14 protein-coding genes and 1 pseudogene are annotated in these 15,244 nt (G+C 39.9%); 14 read left to right on the top strand and 1 reads right to left on the bottom strand.

Translation table 11 applies throughout. The features are described 5' to 3' along the window. Positions 1–46 precede the first annotated feature (46 nt). From tkt to gap, 9 genes are all read left to right on the top strand, one after another. Complete coding sequence (tkt, locus tag HT725_RS06400) at positions 47–2,023, top strand: transketolase (RefSeq protein WP_173253246.1); 1,977 nt, start codon at positions 47–49, stop codon at positions 2,021–2,023. A gap of 116 nt (positions 2,024–2,139) precedes the next feature. Next, on the top strand, positions 2,140–2,439 hold the full coding sequence (gene yajC, locus HT725_RS06395) for a preprotein translocase subunit YajC (protein ID WP_000445810.1): 300 nt from the start codon (positions 2,140–2,142) through the stop codon (positions 2,437–2,439). Between the two features lie 46 nt (positions 2,440–2,485). Next, complete coding sequence (locus tag HT725_RS06390; protein ID WP_173253245.1) at positions 2,486–2,929, top strand: low molecular weight protein-tyrosine-phosphatase; 444 nt, start codon at positions 2,486–2,488, stop codon at positions 2,927–2,929. Beyond that, positions 2,916–3,326 carry an MORN repeat-containing protein gene (locus tag HT725_RS06385; RefSeq protein ID WP_020902388.1) on the top strand — a complete coding sequence of 137 codons (411 nt, stop codon included), beginning with the start codon at positions 2,916–2,918 and terminating at the stop codon, positions 3,324–3,326. The genes HT725_RS06390 and HT725_RS06385 overlap by 14 nt, the downstream gene beginning before the upstream one ends. Before the next feature lie 299 nt (positions 3,327–3,625). Next, positions 3,626–6,277 (top strand): bifunctional acetaldehyde-CoA/alcohol dehydrogenase, encoded by a 2,652-nt coding sequence (adhE, locus tag HT725_RS06380; RefSeq protein ID WP_173253244.1) that lies wholly within the window; start codon positions 3,626–3,628, stop codon positions 6,275–6,277. Positions 6,278–6,400: 123 nt separating this feature from the next. Then, a complete protein-coding gene (locus HT725_RS06375; protein WP_023945661.1) occupies positions 6,401–7,321 on the top strand; it encodes an XRE family transcriptional regulator in 921 nt (306 codons plus the stop codon). A 209-nt stretch (positions 7,322–7,530) separates the two neighbouring features. Further along, the gene (locus tag HT725_RS06370) at positions 7,531–8,214 is read left to right on the top strand and encodes an ABC transporter ATP-binding protein (protein WP_173220056.1); all 684 of its coding nucleotides are present in this window, start codon (positions 7,531–7,533) and stop codon (positions 8,212–8,214) included. Next, positions 8,183–9,484, top strand: a complete 1,302-nt coding sequence (locus tag HT725_RS06365) for an ABC transporter permease (protein ID WP_173220053.1) — start codon at positions 8,183–8,185, stop codon at positions 9,482–9,484. Before HT725_RS06370 ends, HT725_RS06365 begins: the two co-directional genes overlap by 32 nt. 176 nt (positions 9,485–9,660) lie before the next feature. Then, positions 9,661–10,671 (top strand): type I glyceraldehyde-3-phosphate dehydrogenase, encoded by a 1,011-nt coding sequence (gene gap, locus HT725_RS06360; RefSeq protein ID WP_000260662.1) that lies wholly within the window; start codon positions 9,661–9,663, stop codon positions 10,669–10,671. A gap of 68 nt (positions 10,672–10,739) precedes the next feature. Here gap and HT725_RS06355 read toward each other — a convergent pair whose 3' ends face one another. After that, on the bottom strand, positions 10,740–11,615 hold the full coding sequence (locus HT725_RS06355) for an RluA family pseudouridine synthase (RefSeq protein WP_240147149.1): 876 nt from the start codon (positions 11,613–11,615) through the stop codon (positions 10,740–10,742). An 86-nt stretch (positions 11,616–11,701) separates the two neighbouring features. Here HT725_RS06355 and pbp2a point away from each other — a divergent pair, with 86 nt between their 5' ends. The 5 genes and pseudogenes from pbp2a to HT725_RS10115 all read left to right on the top strand — a co-directional run. Continuing rightward, a complete protein-coding gene (gene pbp2a, locus HT725_RS06350; protein WP_173253243.1) occupies positions 11,702–13,897 on the top strand; it encodes a penicillin-binding protein PBP2A in 2,196 nt (731 codons plus the stop codon). Between the two features lie 52 nt (positions 13,898–13,949). Next, positions 13,950–14,102 (top strand): 50S ribosomal protein L33, encoded by a 153-nt coding sequence (gene rpmG, locus HT725_RS06345; protein ID WP_014017356.1) that lies wholly within the window; start codon positions 13,950–13,952, stop codon positions 14,100–14,102. Between the two features lie 9 nt (positions 14,103–14,111). Continuing rightward, positions 14,112–14,288: a preprotein translocase subunit SecE gene (gene secE, locus HT725_RS06340; RefSeq protein WP_001210991.1), complete on the top strand. Its 177-nt coding sequence runs from the start codon at positions 14,112–14,114 to the stop codon at positions 14,286–14,288. Between the two features lie 54 nt (positions 14,289–14,342). After that, entirely contained in the window at positions 14,343–14,879 is a 537-nt protein-coding gene (gene nusG / locus HT725_RS06335; protein ID WP_000376739.1) for a transcription termination/antitermination protein NusG, read from the top strand. Between the two features lie 120 nt (positions 14,880–14,999). Continuing rightward, a pseudogene (locus tag HT725_RS10115) lies at positions 15,000–15,244 on the top strand (sigma-70 family RNA polymerase sigma factor); the annotation flags it as partial.

The raw sequence follows: 15,244 nt of genomic DNA, 5'->3' as shown, positions 1-15,244 counted from the left end.
ATAGAATGTGTGATCCAATAATCACCTCAAATAGAAAGGAAATTCTATGTCAAATCTATCTGTTAATGCAATCCGTTTCCTAGGTATTGACGCCATCAACAAAGCCAACTCAGGTCACCCAGGTGTGGTCATGGGAGCAGCTCCGATGGCTTACAGCCTCTTTACAAAACAACTTCGTATCAATCCAGCTCAACCAAACTGGATTAACCGCGATCGCTTTATTCTGTCAGCAGGCCATGGTTCAATGCTTCTTTATGCTCTCCTTCACCTTTCTGGTTTTGAAGATGTCAGCATGGATGAGATCAAGAGCTTCCGCCAATGGGGTTCAAAAACACCTGGTCACCCAGAATTTGGCCATACAGCAGGGATTGATGCTACGACAGGTCCTCTAGGGCAAGGAATTTCAACTGCCACTGGTTTTGCCCAGGCAGAACGTTTCTTGGCAGCCAAATATAACCGCGAAGGCTACAATATCTTTGACCACTATACTTACGTTATCTGTGGAGACGGAGACTTGATGGAAGGTGTCTCAAGTGAGGCGGCTTCATACGCAGGCTTGCAAAAACTAGATAAGTTGGTTGTCCTTTATGATTCAAATGACATCAACTTGGATGGTGAGACAAAGGATTCCTTTACAGAAAGCGTTCGTGACCGTTACAATGCCTACGGTTGGCATACTGCCTTGATTGAAGATGGAACAGACTTGGAAGCAATCCATGCAGCTATCGAAACAGCAAAAGCTTCAGGTAAACCATCTTTGATTGAAGTGAAGACTGTTATTGGATACGGTTCTCCAAATAAACAAGGAACTAATGCCGTACACGGTGCTCCTCTTGGAGCAGATGAAACTGCAGCTACTCGTCAAGCTCTCGGTTGGGACTATGAACCATTTGAAATCCCAGAACAAGTTTATGCTGATTTCAAAGAACATGTTGCAGACCGTGGCGCATCAGCTTATCAAGCTTGGACTAAATTAGTTGCTGACTATAAAGAGGCTCATCCAGAATTGGCTGCAGAAGTAGAAGCTATCATCGATGGACGTGATCCAGTTAAAGTGACTCCAGCAGACTTCCCAGCCTTAGAAAATGGCTTCTCTCAAGCAACTCGTAACTCGAGTCAGGATGCCTTGAATGTTGTGGCGGCTAAGTTGCCAACTTTCTTGGGTGGATCAGCCGACCTTGCTCACTCAAACATGACTTATATCAAGACTGACGGACTTCAAGACGATGCCAATCGCTTGAACCGTAACATTCAGTTTGGTGTTCGTGAATTTGCAATGGGAACGATCTTGAACGGGATGACCCTTCATGGTGGACTTCGTGTATACGGTGGAACTTTCTTCGTATTCTCTGACTATGTGAAGGCAGCTGTCCGCTTGTCAGCCTTACAAGGACTTCCTGTGACTTATGTCTTTACCCACGATTCAATCGCGGTTGGGGAAGATGGTCCAACGCACGAACCAGTTGAGCACTTAGCAGGTCTTCGTGCTATGCCAAATCTAAATGTTTTCCGTCCAGCAGATGCGCGTGAAACTCAAGCAGCTTGGTACCTTGCAGTGACAAGTGAGAAAACACCAACTGTCCTTGTCTTGACACGTCAAAACTTGACTGTTGAAGAGGGAACAGACTTCGACAAGGTTGCTAAAGGTGCTTATGTTGTCTATGAAAATGCAGCAGACTTTGATACGATCTTGATTGCGACAGGTTCAGAGGTTAATCTTGCTGTCTCAGCTGCCAAAGAATTGGCTAGTCAAGGCGCAAAAGTCCGCGTAGTCAGCATGCCATCTACAGATGTCTTTGATAAACAAGATGCAGCTTACAAGGAAGAGATTCTTCCAAATGCAGTCCGCCGTCGTGTTGCAGTCGAAATGGGTGCAAGTCAAAACTGGTACAAATATGTTGGTCTCGATGGTGCCGTTCTAGGTATTGATACCTTCGGAGCCTCTGCCCCAGCACCAAAAGTATTGGCAGAATATGGCTTTACTGTAGAAAATCTTGTAAAAGTTGTTCGAAACTTGAAATAATCCTAAAAATCAGGGCGTAAGCTCTGGTTTTTCTTACCAGAAAAGTAAGGTACAATCTTGTAAAAGTAGCTGAAATTTGATATAGTAGTCCTATGTAAAAGACAAAGGAGAGTATAATGGAATCACAATATACATTTTTAATCATTCTTGTGGCTATGGTGGGCTTGATGTTCTTTACGCAACGCTCTCAAAAGAAACAAGCACAAAAGCGTATGGAAAGCTTGAATAAATTACAAAAAGGCTATGAAGTTATTACAATCGGGGGCCTTTATGGAACAGTCGATGAAGTAGATACAGAAAAGAAAACAATTGTTCTTGATGTAGATGGGGTTTACTTGACTTTTGAACTAGCTGCTATCAAGACCGTATTACCACTTAAAGAAACAGCTTCACTAGAAGGCGCAATTGAAAAATAAGACGGGATCACTAACTCCCGTTTTTCTATAAAAGAAAGGAAATGGGATGAAAAAATTAGTCTTTGTCTGTCTGGGAAATATTTGCCGTAGCCCTATGGCTGAGTTTGTGATGAAATCAATGACAGATAATTACGAAATCCAAAGTCGAGCGACTTCTTCTTGGGAACATGGCAATCCGATTCATAAGGGAAGTCAGGGGGTTTTTCAAGAGTATGATATTCCTTATGACAAAGGCAAAACATCGCTTCAGATTAGTAAGGAAGATTTTGAATCCTTTGATTATATTATCGGAATGGACGATTCAAATGTTTCTGACTTACGTCAGATGTGTCCAGTAGACTGTCAAGATAAGATTTACTCATTTGCATCTGAAAGTGTTCCAGACCCTTGGTATACAGGAGATTTTGAGGAAACCTATCGACGTGTTCAAGAGGGCTGTCAAGCTTGGTTAGAACGTTTAGAAAAGGAGAGTGAAGATGGAAAATCTTAAGAATTTTTACGAAAAGTATCGTGTCTATCTGACTCGTCCACGTTTAGAGCTTTTGGCAGTAGTTACCATTGTTTTTTGTGCTGTGCTCGTCTTTTTTCTAAATATTCCCGGAAAAGGTGTTCTAAAGCTTGATAATGGAACGATTGTTTACGACGGCAGTCTTGTGCGTGGTAAAATGAATGGCCAAGGTACCATTACTTTCCAAAATGGAGACCAATATACAGGTGGTTTCAACAATGGAGCCTTCAACGGAAAAGGTACCTTTCAATCTAAAGAAGGCTGGACCTACGAAGGTGATTTTGTAAATGGTCAGGCTGAAGGAAAAGGAAAACTAACAACAGAACAAGAAGTCGTTTATGAAGGAACTTTTAAACAAGGCGTTTTTCAACAAAAATAAAGCCTCCTTATCAAAGGAGGTATTGTTAGAACGCTTAAGTAAGCGCTTACCTGTAAATCTCTATCTTTCCAAGTCCCTCTTCCAAGTAAGTTTGTGAAATAAAAAAACATTTGAAATAAATTTCACAAACTTTAAAGAAAAAGCTTGCTAAGAAAAGAAAATAACAAACATTTCACAAGGTGCTAAAAATTCTTTGTGAAATGTTTATGAAACTGTTTACAAAGTTGAAATAATGCGTTATAATAAACTTGTGAAAAAATTAACAAAGGATTGAATCCTTGAAAGCTATGGAGGAAAATATGGCTGATAAAAAAACTGTGACACCAGAGGAAAAGAAACTCGCTGCTGAAAAGCATGTCGATGGATTGGTGCAAAAAGCTCTAGTTGCTCTTGAAGAAATGCGTAAGTTGGATCAAGAGCAGGTTGACTACATCGTTGCCAAAGCATCAGTAGCAGCTTTGGATGCCCACGGAGAATTGGCTTTACATGCCTTTGAAGAAACAGGACGTGGTGTATTTGAAGATAAAGCAACTAAGAACTTGTTTGCTTGTGAACACGTAGTAAACAACATGCGCCACACTAAAACAGTTGGTGTTATCGAAGAAGACGATGTAACAGGTTTGACTCTTATCGCTGAACCAGTTGGCGTTGTTTGTGGTATCACTCCAACAACAAACCCAACATCAACAGCAATCTTTAAGGCATTGATTTCATTGAAGACACGTAATCCAATCGTCTTTGCCTTCCACCCATCAGCTCAAGAATCATCAGCTCACGCAGCTCAAATCGTTCGTGATGCTGCGATTAAAGCGGGAGCTCCTGAAAACTGTGTGCAATGGATTACTCAACCATCTATGGAAGCAACAAGTGCCCTTATGAACCACGAAGGTGTTGCGACAATCCTTGCAACAGGTGGTAATGCCATGGTTAAGGCGGCTTACTCATGTGGTAAACCAGCTCTTGGGGTAGGTGCTGGTAACGTTCCAGCTTATGTTGAAAAATCAGCAAACATCCGTCAAGCAGCACACGATATCGTCATGTCTAAATCATTTGATAACGGTATGGTCTGTGCATCTGAACAAGCAGTTATCATTGATAAAGAAATTTACGATGAATTTGTAGCAGAGTTCAAATCATATCATACTTACTTTGTAAACAAAAAAGAAAAAGCTCTTCTTGAAGAATTCTGCTTCGGCGTGAAAGCAAACAGCAAAAACTGTGCTGGTGCAAAATTGAACGCTGACATCGTTGGTAAACCGGCAACCTGGATTGCAGAACAAGCAGGATTTACAGTTCCAGAAGGAACAAACATTCTTGCTGCAGAATGTAAAGAAGTTGGTGAAAATGAGCCATTGACTCGTGAAAAATTGTCACCAGTTATCGCAGTTTTGAAATCTGAAAGCCGTGAAGATGGTATTACTAAGGCTCGTCAAATGGTTGAATTTAACGGTCTTGGCCACTCAGCAGCCATCCACACAGCTGACGAAGAATTGACTAAAGAATTTGGTAAAGCTGTTAAAGCTATTCGTGTTATCTGTAACTCACCTTCTACTTTCGGTGGTATCGGGGACGTTTACAATGCCTTCTTGCCATCATTGACACTTGGATGTGGTTCTTACGGACGCAACTCAGTTGGGGATAACGTTAGTGCCATTAACCTCTTGAATATCAAAAAAGTCGGAAGACGGAGAAATAACATGCAATGGATGAAACTTCCTTCAAAAACATACTTTGAACGTGATTCAATTCAATACCTTCAAAAATGTCGTGACGTTGAACGTGTCATGATCGTTACTGACCATGCCATGGTAGAGCTTGGCTTCCTTGATCGTATCATCGAACAACTTGACCTTCGTCGCAATAAGGTTGTTTACCAAATCTTTGCTGATGTGGAACCAGATCCAGATATCACAACTGTAAACCGTGGTACTGAGATTATGCGTGCCTTCAAACCAGATACAATCATCGCTCTCGGTGGTGGATCTCCAATGGATGCTGCTAAAGTAATGTGGCTCTTCTACGAACAACCAGAAGTGGACTTCCGTGACCTTGTCCAAAAATTCATGGATATCCGTAAACGTGCCTTCAAGTTCCCATTGCTTGGTAAGAAGACTAAATTCATCGCGATTCCAACTACATCTGGTACAGGATCTGAAGTAACACCATTTGCCGTTATCTCTGATAAAGCAAATAACCGTAAATACCCAATCGCCGACTACTCATTGACACCAACTGTGGCAATCGTAGACCCTGCTTTGGTATTGACAGTTCCTGGATTTGTTGCTGCGGATACTGGTATGGACGTATTGACCCACGCGACTGAAGCTTACGTATCACAAATGGCTAGCGACTACACTGACGGTCTTGCGCTTCAAGCCATCAAACTTGTATTCGAAAACCTTGAAAGCTCAGTTAAGAACGCAGACTTCCACTCACGTGAGAAAATGCATAACGCTTCAACAATCGCTGGTATGGCCTTTGCCAATGCCTTTCTAGGTATTTCTCACTCAATGGCTCATAAGATTGGTGCGCAATTCCACACAATCCACGGTCGTACAAATGCAATCTTGCTTCCATACGTCATCCGCTATAACGGTACACGTCCAGCTAAGACAGCAACATGGCCTAAGTATAACTACTACCGTGCAGATGAAAAATACCAAGATATCGCACGCATGCTTGGCCTTCCAGCTTCTACTCCAGAAGAAGGTGTGGAATCTTATGCAAAAGCTGTTTACGAACTTGGTGAGCGCGTAGGTATCCAAATGAACTTCAAAGCACAAGGAATTGATGAAAAAGAATGGAAAGAACATTCTCGTGAATTGGCCTTCCTTGCTTATGAAGATCAATGTTCGCCAGCTAACCCACGTCTTCCAATGGTTGACCATATGCAAGAAATCATCGAAGATTCTTACTATGGCTACAAAGAAAGACCAGGACGCCGTAAATAATTGTTATCAGCCTAGAGGCAGGAGAAATCCTGTCTCTTTTTTTGTAATTCTATTTGAAAAATGGTATAATCATCGCATATATTTATTTGAAAATCAAATCTTTAATAATCATGCGAGGGGCAAATGAACAAGATAAATGAGTTAGGGGATAAAGTGCGACTTTTAAGAGAGGAGAAAGGACTTAGTCGTCCAGTTTTTTGCGGGGATGAGTCTGAATTATCAGTGCGTCAGTTGGTGCGGATTGAAAAAGGAGAATTTCGCCCGACGATAAAAACACTAGAATATATTGCAGAACGATTAGAAATTCCGTCCTACGTCTTGATGCCAGATTATAAGGAATTACCCAAGCGTTACCAAGAATTAAAGTACTTTCTTTTACATCATCCTGACTATGGAGACGAGGAGTTGCAGGAACAAAAGGAAGAATATTTTGATGAGATTTTTGAGTGTTTTTATGATGACCTGCCCCGTGATGAGAAAGTGCTAGTGGATTGTCTTCAAGCTATAGATGCAGTGAGAGCGACTAGTAATTCCTTATACGGAAGTGGTGTGATTGAAGACGGTCTTCAAGATTTACTATCCAGAGATGTATATAAAGCCGAGGACTTGTTGAAACTGAGACTGTATTTCAACTGTCAGTTAATGGATGGTTTAAATGTGGGTGAGATAAAAGAATCTGAGCATGAAACCATTCTTTGTTTTCATGACAAACTAAGTTCTCAGGTTGATAAGATAGAGTTCGATTGTTTGGACTTACTTAGAGATTCCTTGTTAGCTTCTTTAGCTTGTATAGAAATTATGGGGCTGTTTCATTATTTTAAGAGGGCAGTCGAGACCTTAAATAAAATAGGACAAAAAACACGAGATTTCCAAAAGCAACCGATTGTCTTGATGGTGGAGTGGAAATATTATATTCATACCGATTATGATACAGCCAAACAAAAGTATGAAGAAGCAAAAATGATGGCGAGGATGTTTGGTAATGAGAAGTTACTCGTTAGTTTAGATAAGGAATGGAGCGAAGACTTAGAAAGGTATTATTAAATGATTTATAGGAGTGACATTTCTGTCATTGGGGAAATGTCGCTTTTTTGTTACAATAAATTTTACTTGCTATACATCCAGAGCAAACGAGGCAATAGAGAAAAAATTCTAAGCAGTAGGTTCATAGTGGCAATCAGTGCTGATGTCGCTTGAAGGCTTTTCTATAATTATGATGTATGACGATAACAGTTTTAAATAAGGGGGAAAGAATGTCCATTTTATCCATTAAAAATATTTCAAAGTTTTACACTTTGGACGGTAAACATCAAGAGCAGGCTCTAAGAAATATTAACCTGCAGATTGCAAAAGGTAAAATTACAGCGATTTACGGTCCGTCAGGCTGTGGCAAAACCAGTCTACTAAACATCATCAGCGGTTTAGACAGACAATATGAAGGAGGTTTAGAGTTTAAAGGGGAATCCCTCCGTGACTTATCAGAGATTGAACTAACTCAATTTCGTAAAGATAAGATTGGATTTGTGTTTCAAAACTTTAACCTTATTCCTCATCAGTCTGTCTTGGACAATGTCAAGCTACCTCTCTATGTCAAAGATTTATCTGACAGGGAGATGACAATGATTGCAAAGGAGCAATTAAGTAACTTGGGCATGGAGCCTTTTATTACTAAAAATGTTAAACAGCTTTCTGGCGGGCAAAAGCAACGTGTAGCAATCGCGCGTGCCTTGGTAAATCAGCCTGATATGATTGTAGCAGATGAACCAACGGGTTCGCTGGACTCTCAATCCCAAGAAATGGTATTGGAGGTATTTAAAAAATTAGCCCAAACAGGGAAAACAGTACTGATTGTAACCCATAATCCAGAGGTTGCCGAATATGCAGATGTGATTATCAAAATGAAGGATGGTGAAGTCGTTGAAGAAGTCAAAAAATAAAGGATTATCATTGAAAAATAAATTCAAACTTTCTTTAAATAACTTTCTGGAAAGAAAATGGCGTAACCTATTGATTGCGCTAGCAACCTCAATCGGTTTTGTAGGAGTCTTGATTTCTTTTGGATTGGGAAATGCCTTGATTTCGATGATTGATGAAAATACGAATGGAGGTCAAATTCCTTCTCAAGTTCAGATTGCTTTAAACACAAAAAATGTTGGACGAGGCTTTTTGAACCAAGATGATAAGAACTATATCACGGATACAGTTGGAAAAGAAGCTATTAAATATTTGGAGAGTCCTTTTGGGATGATTATGTCAAATATTACTATAGATGGGCAAGAAATGGATCTGAGTCAAACGATGCCTTCTTATGCTCAAGTAGTGAGTCTCTATGAGGATACAAGTATTTCTGTTAGTAGTAATGAGGCGGACAAAGTATTAGCTGGTTCCCTCTATACTGATTCAAATGAACAGGGATTGACGATTCCAAGCAGTTTACTAAAAAATTGGAATGAACAGACAGGAAAAAATCTGACAGCTAATGATGTTATTGGCAAATCAGTCTCAGCTAGCATTGTAGAAAATGCTGCTGAAGCTAGTAAGACTGCTCAATTTCAAACAAAGATTGTACGTGTAATCAATGATGAAGATGACCTGGAGGACAGCAACAGTTTCATGCCGTCTCATCAAATGGAAGCAATCTTGAAAGAGGCTGGATTTACAAAAGCTGTATCTTATTTTATCTTGGAACTCAAAGATCCATCACAAACAAAAGCGATAACAGAAGAATTGCAGAAAAACAAGAAGTATACTGTTCTTTCTCAACAGAAGGTTCTTGATATTGTGATTACTTTTATTCGTGTCATTCAGGGATTGTTGATTGTACTTTCATCACAAGCTATTGTGGTAGCAGCGGTCATGATTGGTATCATCATTTACATCAATATCATGCAACGTTCTAAGGAAATAGGTGTCATGAAGGCAGTTGGTTATCAAAATCGTGATGTCAAAGGAATTTTTATTTACGAGGCTATCTGGATTGTAGGCATCGCCTTGCTACTGGCCTTTTTGGTAGCACAAGGGGTGGGAAGTTTGGCGAATGCGGTTGTAAATCATTTTTACCCATCCATCACTAAGGTTTTTGAATTAAATTTGTTATCTGTTTTAGGAACTCTAGCTTTTGCTCTATTACTTGGTTATGTCTCAGCCTACTTCCCAGCACGTAAAATTAGTAAAATGGATCCTGTAGAATCGCTACGATATGAATAGTAAGGGAGTTCTTGATTTATATCCTTAAAAAGAAACTAACATAGAAAAACAATGTCCGTACTTGCAATTAAACTTAAATAGTTATATAATAGGTTTGTTGAAAGGTGATTTGTAGTGATTCAAGTTACTCTTTTCACAATAAAAATTTCATGATTTTCATAAGGAGGAAATCACTAATGGTAGTTAAAGTTGGTATTAACGGTTTCGGACGTATCGGTCGTCTTGCTTTCCGTCGTATCCAAAATGTAGAAGGTGTTGAAGTTACTCGTATCAACGACCTTACAGATCCAGTTATGCTTGCACACTTGTTGAAATACGACACAACTCAAGGTCGTTTCGACGGTACTGTTGAAGTTAAAGAAGGCGGATTTGAAGTTAACGGTAAATTCATCAAAGTTTCTGCTGAACGTGATCCAGAACAAATCGACTGGGCTAACGACGGTGTAGAAATTGTTCTTGAAGCTACTGGTTTCTTTGCTAAGAAAGCAGCTGCTGAAAAACACTTGCACGCTGGTGGAGCTAAAAAAGTTGTTATCACTGCTCCTGGTGGAAACGACGTTAAAACAGTTGTATTCAACACTAACCACGACGTTCTTGACGGTACTGAAACAGTTATCTCAGGTGCTTCATGTACTACAAACTGCTTGGCTCCAATGGCTAAAGCTCTTCAAGACAACTTTGGTGTTGTTGAAGGATTGATGACTACTATCCACGCTTACACTGGTGACCAAATGATTCTTGACGGACCACACCGTGGTGGTGACCTTCGCCGTGCTCGCGCTGGTGCTGTAAACATCGTTCCTAACTCAACTGGTGCTGCGAAAGCTATCGGTCTTGTAATCCCAGAATTGAACGGTAAATTGGACGGAGCTGCTCAACGTGTTCCTGTTCCAGCAGGTTCTGTAACTGAGTTGGTAGCAGTTCTTGAAAAGAACGTTACTGTTGATGAAGTGAACGCAGCTATGAAAGCAGCTTCAAACGAATCATACGGATACACTGAAGATCCAATCGTATCTTCAGATATCCTAGGTATGTCTTACGGTTCATTGTTTGATGCAACTCAAACTAAAGTTCTTGACGTTGACGGTAAACAATTGGTTAAAGTTGTATCATGGTACGACAACGAAATGTCATACACTGCACAACTTGTTCGTACTCTTGAATACTTCGCAAAAATTGCTAAATAATTCATGAGTCGATAAAAAGCAAGGCCTCTTGGTCTTGCTTTTCTTATATGGAAAAATGGATGACACAATCATCCATTCTTTTTTATTTCTCTTTCGAAAGTATCTGAAAGGGCAGTGAAGCTTAATTTTTCTAATGTAAGTGGATGGGTAAAGGAAAGTCGGAAGGCATGAAGCATAAGCCGACTTATCTTTGAATTGCTGTTATAGAGAGGGTCGCCCAAAATAGGGAAGTTATGATGCGAAAGGTGTACACGGATTTGATGGGTTCGACCTGTCTTTAGTTTGCAATGAACCAAGGAAGTCTTGTTTTGGAATTGCTTTAATCTGCTTACATGTGTTTCAGCATATTGCCCATTTTTTGTATCAACTATTCGCTTTCTGCGGTCATGGCGATCACGTCCGATTTTGTCTCTGAAAACAAGTTCTTTGCTGTTGATATTTCCGTCAACGAGTGCCCAATATTCCCTAGAAATCTCTTTTTTCTCCAATAAGCGATTGAGAATAGGTAGGATAAAAGGATTTTTGGCAAAGAGAACTAAACCACTGGTTTCCATGTCCAGACGATGAACGACATAGCAGGTTTGGCCAACATAGGCACTGACATGGTTAAGAAGGGCGATTTCGTTCGGCTGATTACCGTGGGTTTTCATCCCCTCTGGTTTGTTGACAATAATCAAGTGTTGATCTTGATAAACCTCTTGAACGAGGTTTGGGTTGCCCCAAGGAATTTCCTTTTTGGGATAATCTTCCTCATCAAAAGTCAACTGGCAAACATCCCCAGGGCTTACCATCTCGTTCCAGTGAACTTCTTCTTGGTTTATCAAAATATGTTTCTTGATTCTCAAAAAATGACGGATTTTTCTAGGGATGAGGAGTTGTTCCTCAAGTAATTGCTTTACCGTCATTTGAGGTAGAGAGTCTGGTAATGTAAATGTGAATTTCATACAGATATTGTAACAAAAAACCCCCTATTTTGATAGGAAATAGCTAAATTCTTGTCTTCCTATGATGAAGATGATAAAATAAACGCATGAAATTAGATAAATTATTCGAGAAATTTCTTTCTCTTTTTAAAAAAGAAACAAGTGAACTAGAGGACTCTGATTCTACTAGCCTACGTCGCTCTCGTAGTGATCGAAAAAAATTGGCCCAAGTAGGTCCAATTCGAAAATTTTGGCGTCGTTATCATCTAACAAAGATTGTCCTTATACTAGGTTTGAGTGCAGGCTTGCTAGTTGGAACCTATTTGTTTGCTGTGGCCAAGTCAACCAATGTCAATGATTTGCAAAACGCCTTGAAAACTCGGACTATCATTTTTGACCGTGAAGAAAAGGAGGCTGGTGCCTTGTCTGGTCAAAAGGGAACCTACGTTGAATTGACTGCTATCAGTAAAAATTTGCAGAATGCCGTTATTGCGACAGAAGACCGTTCCTTCTATAAAAATGACGGGATTAACTATGGTCGTTTCTTCTTGGCTATTGTCACTGCTGGTCGTTCAGGTGGTGGCTCTACTATTACCCAACAGCTGGCTAAAAATGCCTATCTGTCGCAGGATCAAACTGTTGAGAGAAAAGCGAAAGAATTTTTCTTGGCTTTAGAATTGACTAAAAAATATAGCAAGGATCAGATCCTAACCATGTACCTTAACAATGCCTATTTTGGAAATGGTGTGTGGGGTGTAGAAGATGCGAGTAAGAAATACTTTGGAGTTTCTGCATCAGAAGTGAGTCTGGATCAAGCTGCGACTCTGGCAGGGATGCTGAAGGGACCGGAATTGTATAATCCTTTGAATTCCGTACAAGATTCGACTAATCGTCGCGACACTGTCTTACAAAATATGGTTGCAGCAGGATATATTGATAAAAACCAAGAAACCGAAGCTGCAGAAGTTGATATGAATTCTCAATTGCACGATAAGTATGAAGGGAAAATCTCAGATTACCGCTATCCTTCTTACTTTGATGCGGTGGTTAATGAAGCTGTTTCCAAGTATAATCTAACAGAGGAAGAAATTGTCAATAATGGCTACCGCATTTACACAGAGCTGGATCAAAACTACCAAGCAAATATGCAGGTTGTCTATGAAAATACAGTGCTATTTCCGAGGGCAGAGGATGGAACATTTGCTCAATCAGGAAGTGTCGCTCTCGAACCGAAAACAGGGGGAGTTCGTGGAGTTGTCGGTCAAGTTGCTGGCAATGATAAAACGGGATTCCGGAATTTCAACTATGCAACCCAATCGAAACGTAGCCCTGGTTCTACAATTAAGCCTTTAGTTGTTTATACGCCAGCAGTTGAAGCAGGCTGGGCTTTGAATAAGCTCTTGGATAACCATACCATGCAGTATGACAGCTATAAGGTTGATAACTATGCAGGGATCAAAACGAGTCGAGAAGTTCCCATGTATCAAGCCTTGGCAGAATCGCTTAATCTACCTGCTGTTGCCACTGTTAATGATTTGGGCCTTGATAAGGCTTTTGAGGCGGGCGAAAAATTTGGACTCAACATGGAAAAGGTCGACCGTGTTCTTGGTATTGCCTTGGGAAGTGGTGTCGAAACCAACCCACTTCAAATGGCTCAAGCATATGCTGTTTTTGCCAATGAAGGTTTAATGCCGGAAGCTCATTTTATTAGTAGAATTGAAAATGCTAGTGGACAAGTTATTGCTAGCCATAAAAAATCACAAAAACGGGTGCTTGATAAGTCTGTAGCTGACAAGATGACTAGTATGATGTTGGGGACATTCACCAACGGAACCGGTATTAGTTCATCGCCTGCAGATTATGTCATGGCAGGGAAAACTGGTACAACCGAAGCTGTTTTTAATCCGGAATACACAAGTGACCAGTGGGTGATTGGTTATACTCCGGATGTGGTGATTAGTCATTGGCTTGGTTTTCCGATCACTGATGAAAATCACTATCTAGCAGGATCTACTTCAAACGGTGCAGCCCATGTCTTTAGGAATATTGCAAATACCATTTTACCTTATACACCAGGAAGTACCTTCACAGTTGAAAATGCATATAAGAAAAACGGAATTGCACCAGCTAACACAAAAAGACAAGTACAAACCAATGATAATAGCCAGACAGATGATAATTTGTCTGATATTCGAGGACGTGCGCAAAGTCTAGTAGATGAGGCTAGTCGGGCTATCTCGGATGCGAAGATTAAGGAAAAGGCTCAAACAATATGGGATTCGGTAGTCAATCTATTTCGCTAAGATGCTTGTCAAAGCCTAGCTTTCTTGTTATAATAGATAAGATGGAGGCGTTATGGCACTAAAAAAAGCAAGCCTAGCTTGTGCGGTTTGTGGTTCGAGAAACTATTCAATCAAGATTAGTGGAACCCCCAAGCCTACACGACTAGAAGTAAATAAATTTTGTAAGCATTGTGGTAAGTACACTACACACAGAGAAACGAGATAGGAGAGAGCGATGCGTTTTATTGGAGATATTTTTAGACTTCTTAAAGACACAACATGGCCAACTCGCAAGGAAAGCTGGAGAGATTTTCGTTCTATCATGGAATACACAGCTTTCTTTGTAGTAATTATTTACATTTTTGACCAGTTGATTGTTTCAGGTTTGATTCGATTTATTAACATTTTTTAGAAGGTTAGTGGAGTTAATTACACTAGAAATCTTCTATTTATGAAAGGAAATATCATGGATAGTTTTGATAAAGGATGGTTTGTCTTACAAACTTATTCTGGTTATGAAAATAAGGTAAAAGAAAATCTATTACAACGTGCACAAACCTACAATATGTTGGATAATATTCTACGCGTTGAAATTCCAACACAAACAGTGCAAGTTGAAAAAAATGGAAAGAGAAAAGAAGTAGAGGAAAATCGCTTTCCAGGTTATGTTCTTGTAGAAATGGTCATGACAGATGAAGCTTGGTTTGTTGTTAGAAACACACCAAATGTTACAGGATTTGTCGGATCACACGGGAACAGATCAAAACCAACTCCATTATTGGAACAAGAAATTCGTGACATTTTGGTATCTATGGGACAAACTGTTCAAGAATTTGATTTCGATGTTGAGGTTGGTCAAACTGTACGTATTATTGATGGTGCTTTTGCAGACTACACTGGTAAGATTACAGAAATTGATAATAACAAAGTAAAAATGATTATCTCTATGTTTGGTAATGACACAGTTGCAGAAGTAAACCTAAACCAAATTGCAGAATTATAACCCTGAGAGAGGCTTGTCCTCTCTTTTTTGTGCAGTTGAGGAGTTAAAGGGTGCAGAATGGAGGAAATGTGCCAAAAGTGTTTCTGAATCTGTTAGACTGTATCTAGAAAGGGGAAAATTATGCTTAAAAAAATGTATGAAGAAGTCCAAGGAATTGTATACAAGTGTAGAAATGAATATTACCTTCATTTGTGGGAGTTATCGGACTGGGACCAAGAGGGAATGATTTGCTTACATGAATTGATCAGTAGAGAAGAAAGGCTTGTAGAAGATATCCCTCGTTTAAGGAAATATTTCAAAACCAGGTTTCGAAATCGAATTTTAGACTATATCCGTAAACAAGAGAGCCACAAACGAAGATATAA

Origin of the sequence: Streptococcus sp. 2579 (genome assembly GCF_013277195.1) — a bacterium.
In the GTDB taxonomy this organism is placed as follows: Bacteria; Bacillota; Bacilli; order Lactobacillales; family Streptococcaceae; genus Streptococcus.
Note: the sequence above shows the minus strand (reverse complement) of the source record. Positions and strands in the feature narration are given on the sequence as shown.

Excerpts from the sequence above, each read along its gene's own strand:
- nusG (WP_000376739.1), top strand. The coding sequence starts at position 14,343 with ATGGATAGTTTTGATAAAGGATGGTTTGTCTTACAAACTTATTCTGGT.
- HT725_RS06385 (WP_020902388.1), top strand. The coding sequence starts at position 2,916 with ATGGAAAATCTTAAGAATTTTTACGAAAAGTATCGTGTCTATCTGACT.
- HT725_RS06375 (WP_023945661.1), top strand. The coding sequence starts at position 6,401 with ATGAACAAGATAAATGAGTTAGGGGATAAAGTGCGACTTTTAAGAGAG.
- HT725_RS06370 (WP_173220056.1), top strand. The coding sequence starts at position 7,531 with ATGTCCATTTTATCCATTAAAAATATTTCAAAGTTTTACACTTTGGAC.
- gap (WP_000260662.1), top strand. The coding sequence starts at position 9,661 with ATGGTAGTTAAAGTTGGTATTAACGGTTTCGGACGTATCGGTCGTCTT.
- secE (WP_001210991.1), top strand. The coding sequence starts at position 14,112 with ATGCGTTTTATTGGAGATATTTTTAGACTTCTTAAAGACACAACATGG.
- rpmG (WP_014017356.1), top strand. The coding sequence starts at position 13,950 with ATGGCACTAAAAAAAGCAAGCCTAGCTTGTGCGGTTTGTGGTTCGAGA.
- HT725_RS06365 (WP_173220053.1), top strand. The coding sequence starts at position 8,183 with ATGGTGAAGTCGTTGAAGAAGTCAAAAAATAAAGGATTATCATTGAAA.
- pbp2a (WP_173253243.1), top strand. The coding sequence starts at position 11,702 with ATGAAATTAGATAAATTATTCGAGAAATTTCTTTCTCTTTTTAAAAAA.
- yajC (WP_000445810.1), top strand. The coding sequence starts at position 2,140 with ATGGAATCACAATATACATTTTTAATCATTCTTGTGGCTATGGTGGGC.
- HT725_RS06355 (WP_240147149.1), bottom strand. The coding sequence starts at position 11,615 with ATGAAATTCACATTTACATTACCAGACTCTCTACCTCAAATGACGGTA.
- adhE (WP_173253244.1), top strand. The coding sequence starts at position 3,626 with ATGGCTGATAAAAAAACTGTGACACCAGAGGAAAAGAAACTCGCTGCT.
- HT725_RS06390 (WP_173253245.1), top strand. The coding sequence starts at position 2,486 with ATGAAAAAATTAGTCTTTGTCTGTCTGGGAAATATTTGCCGTAGCCCT.
- tkt (WP_173253246.1), top strand. The coding sequence starts at position 47 with ATGTCAAATCTATCTGTTAATGCAATCCGTTTCCTAGGTATTGACGCC.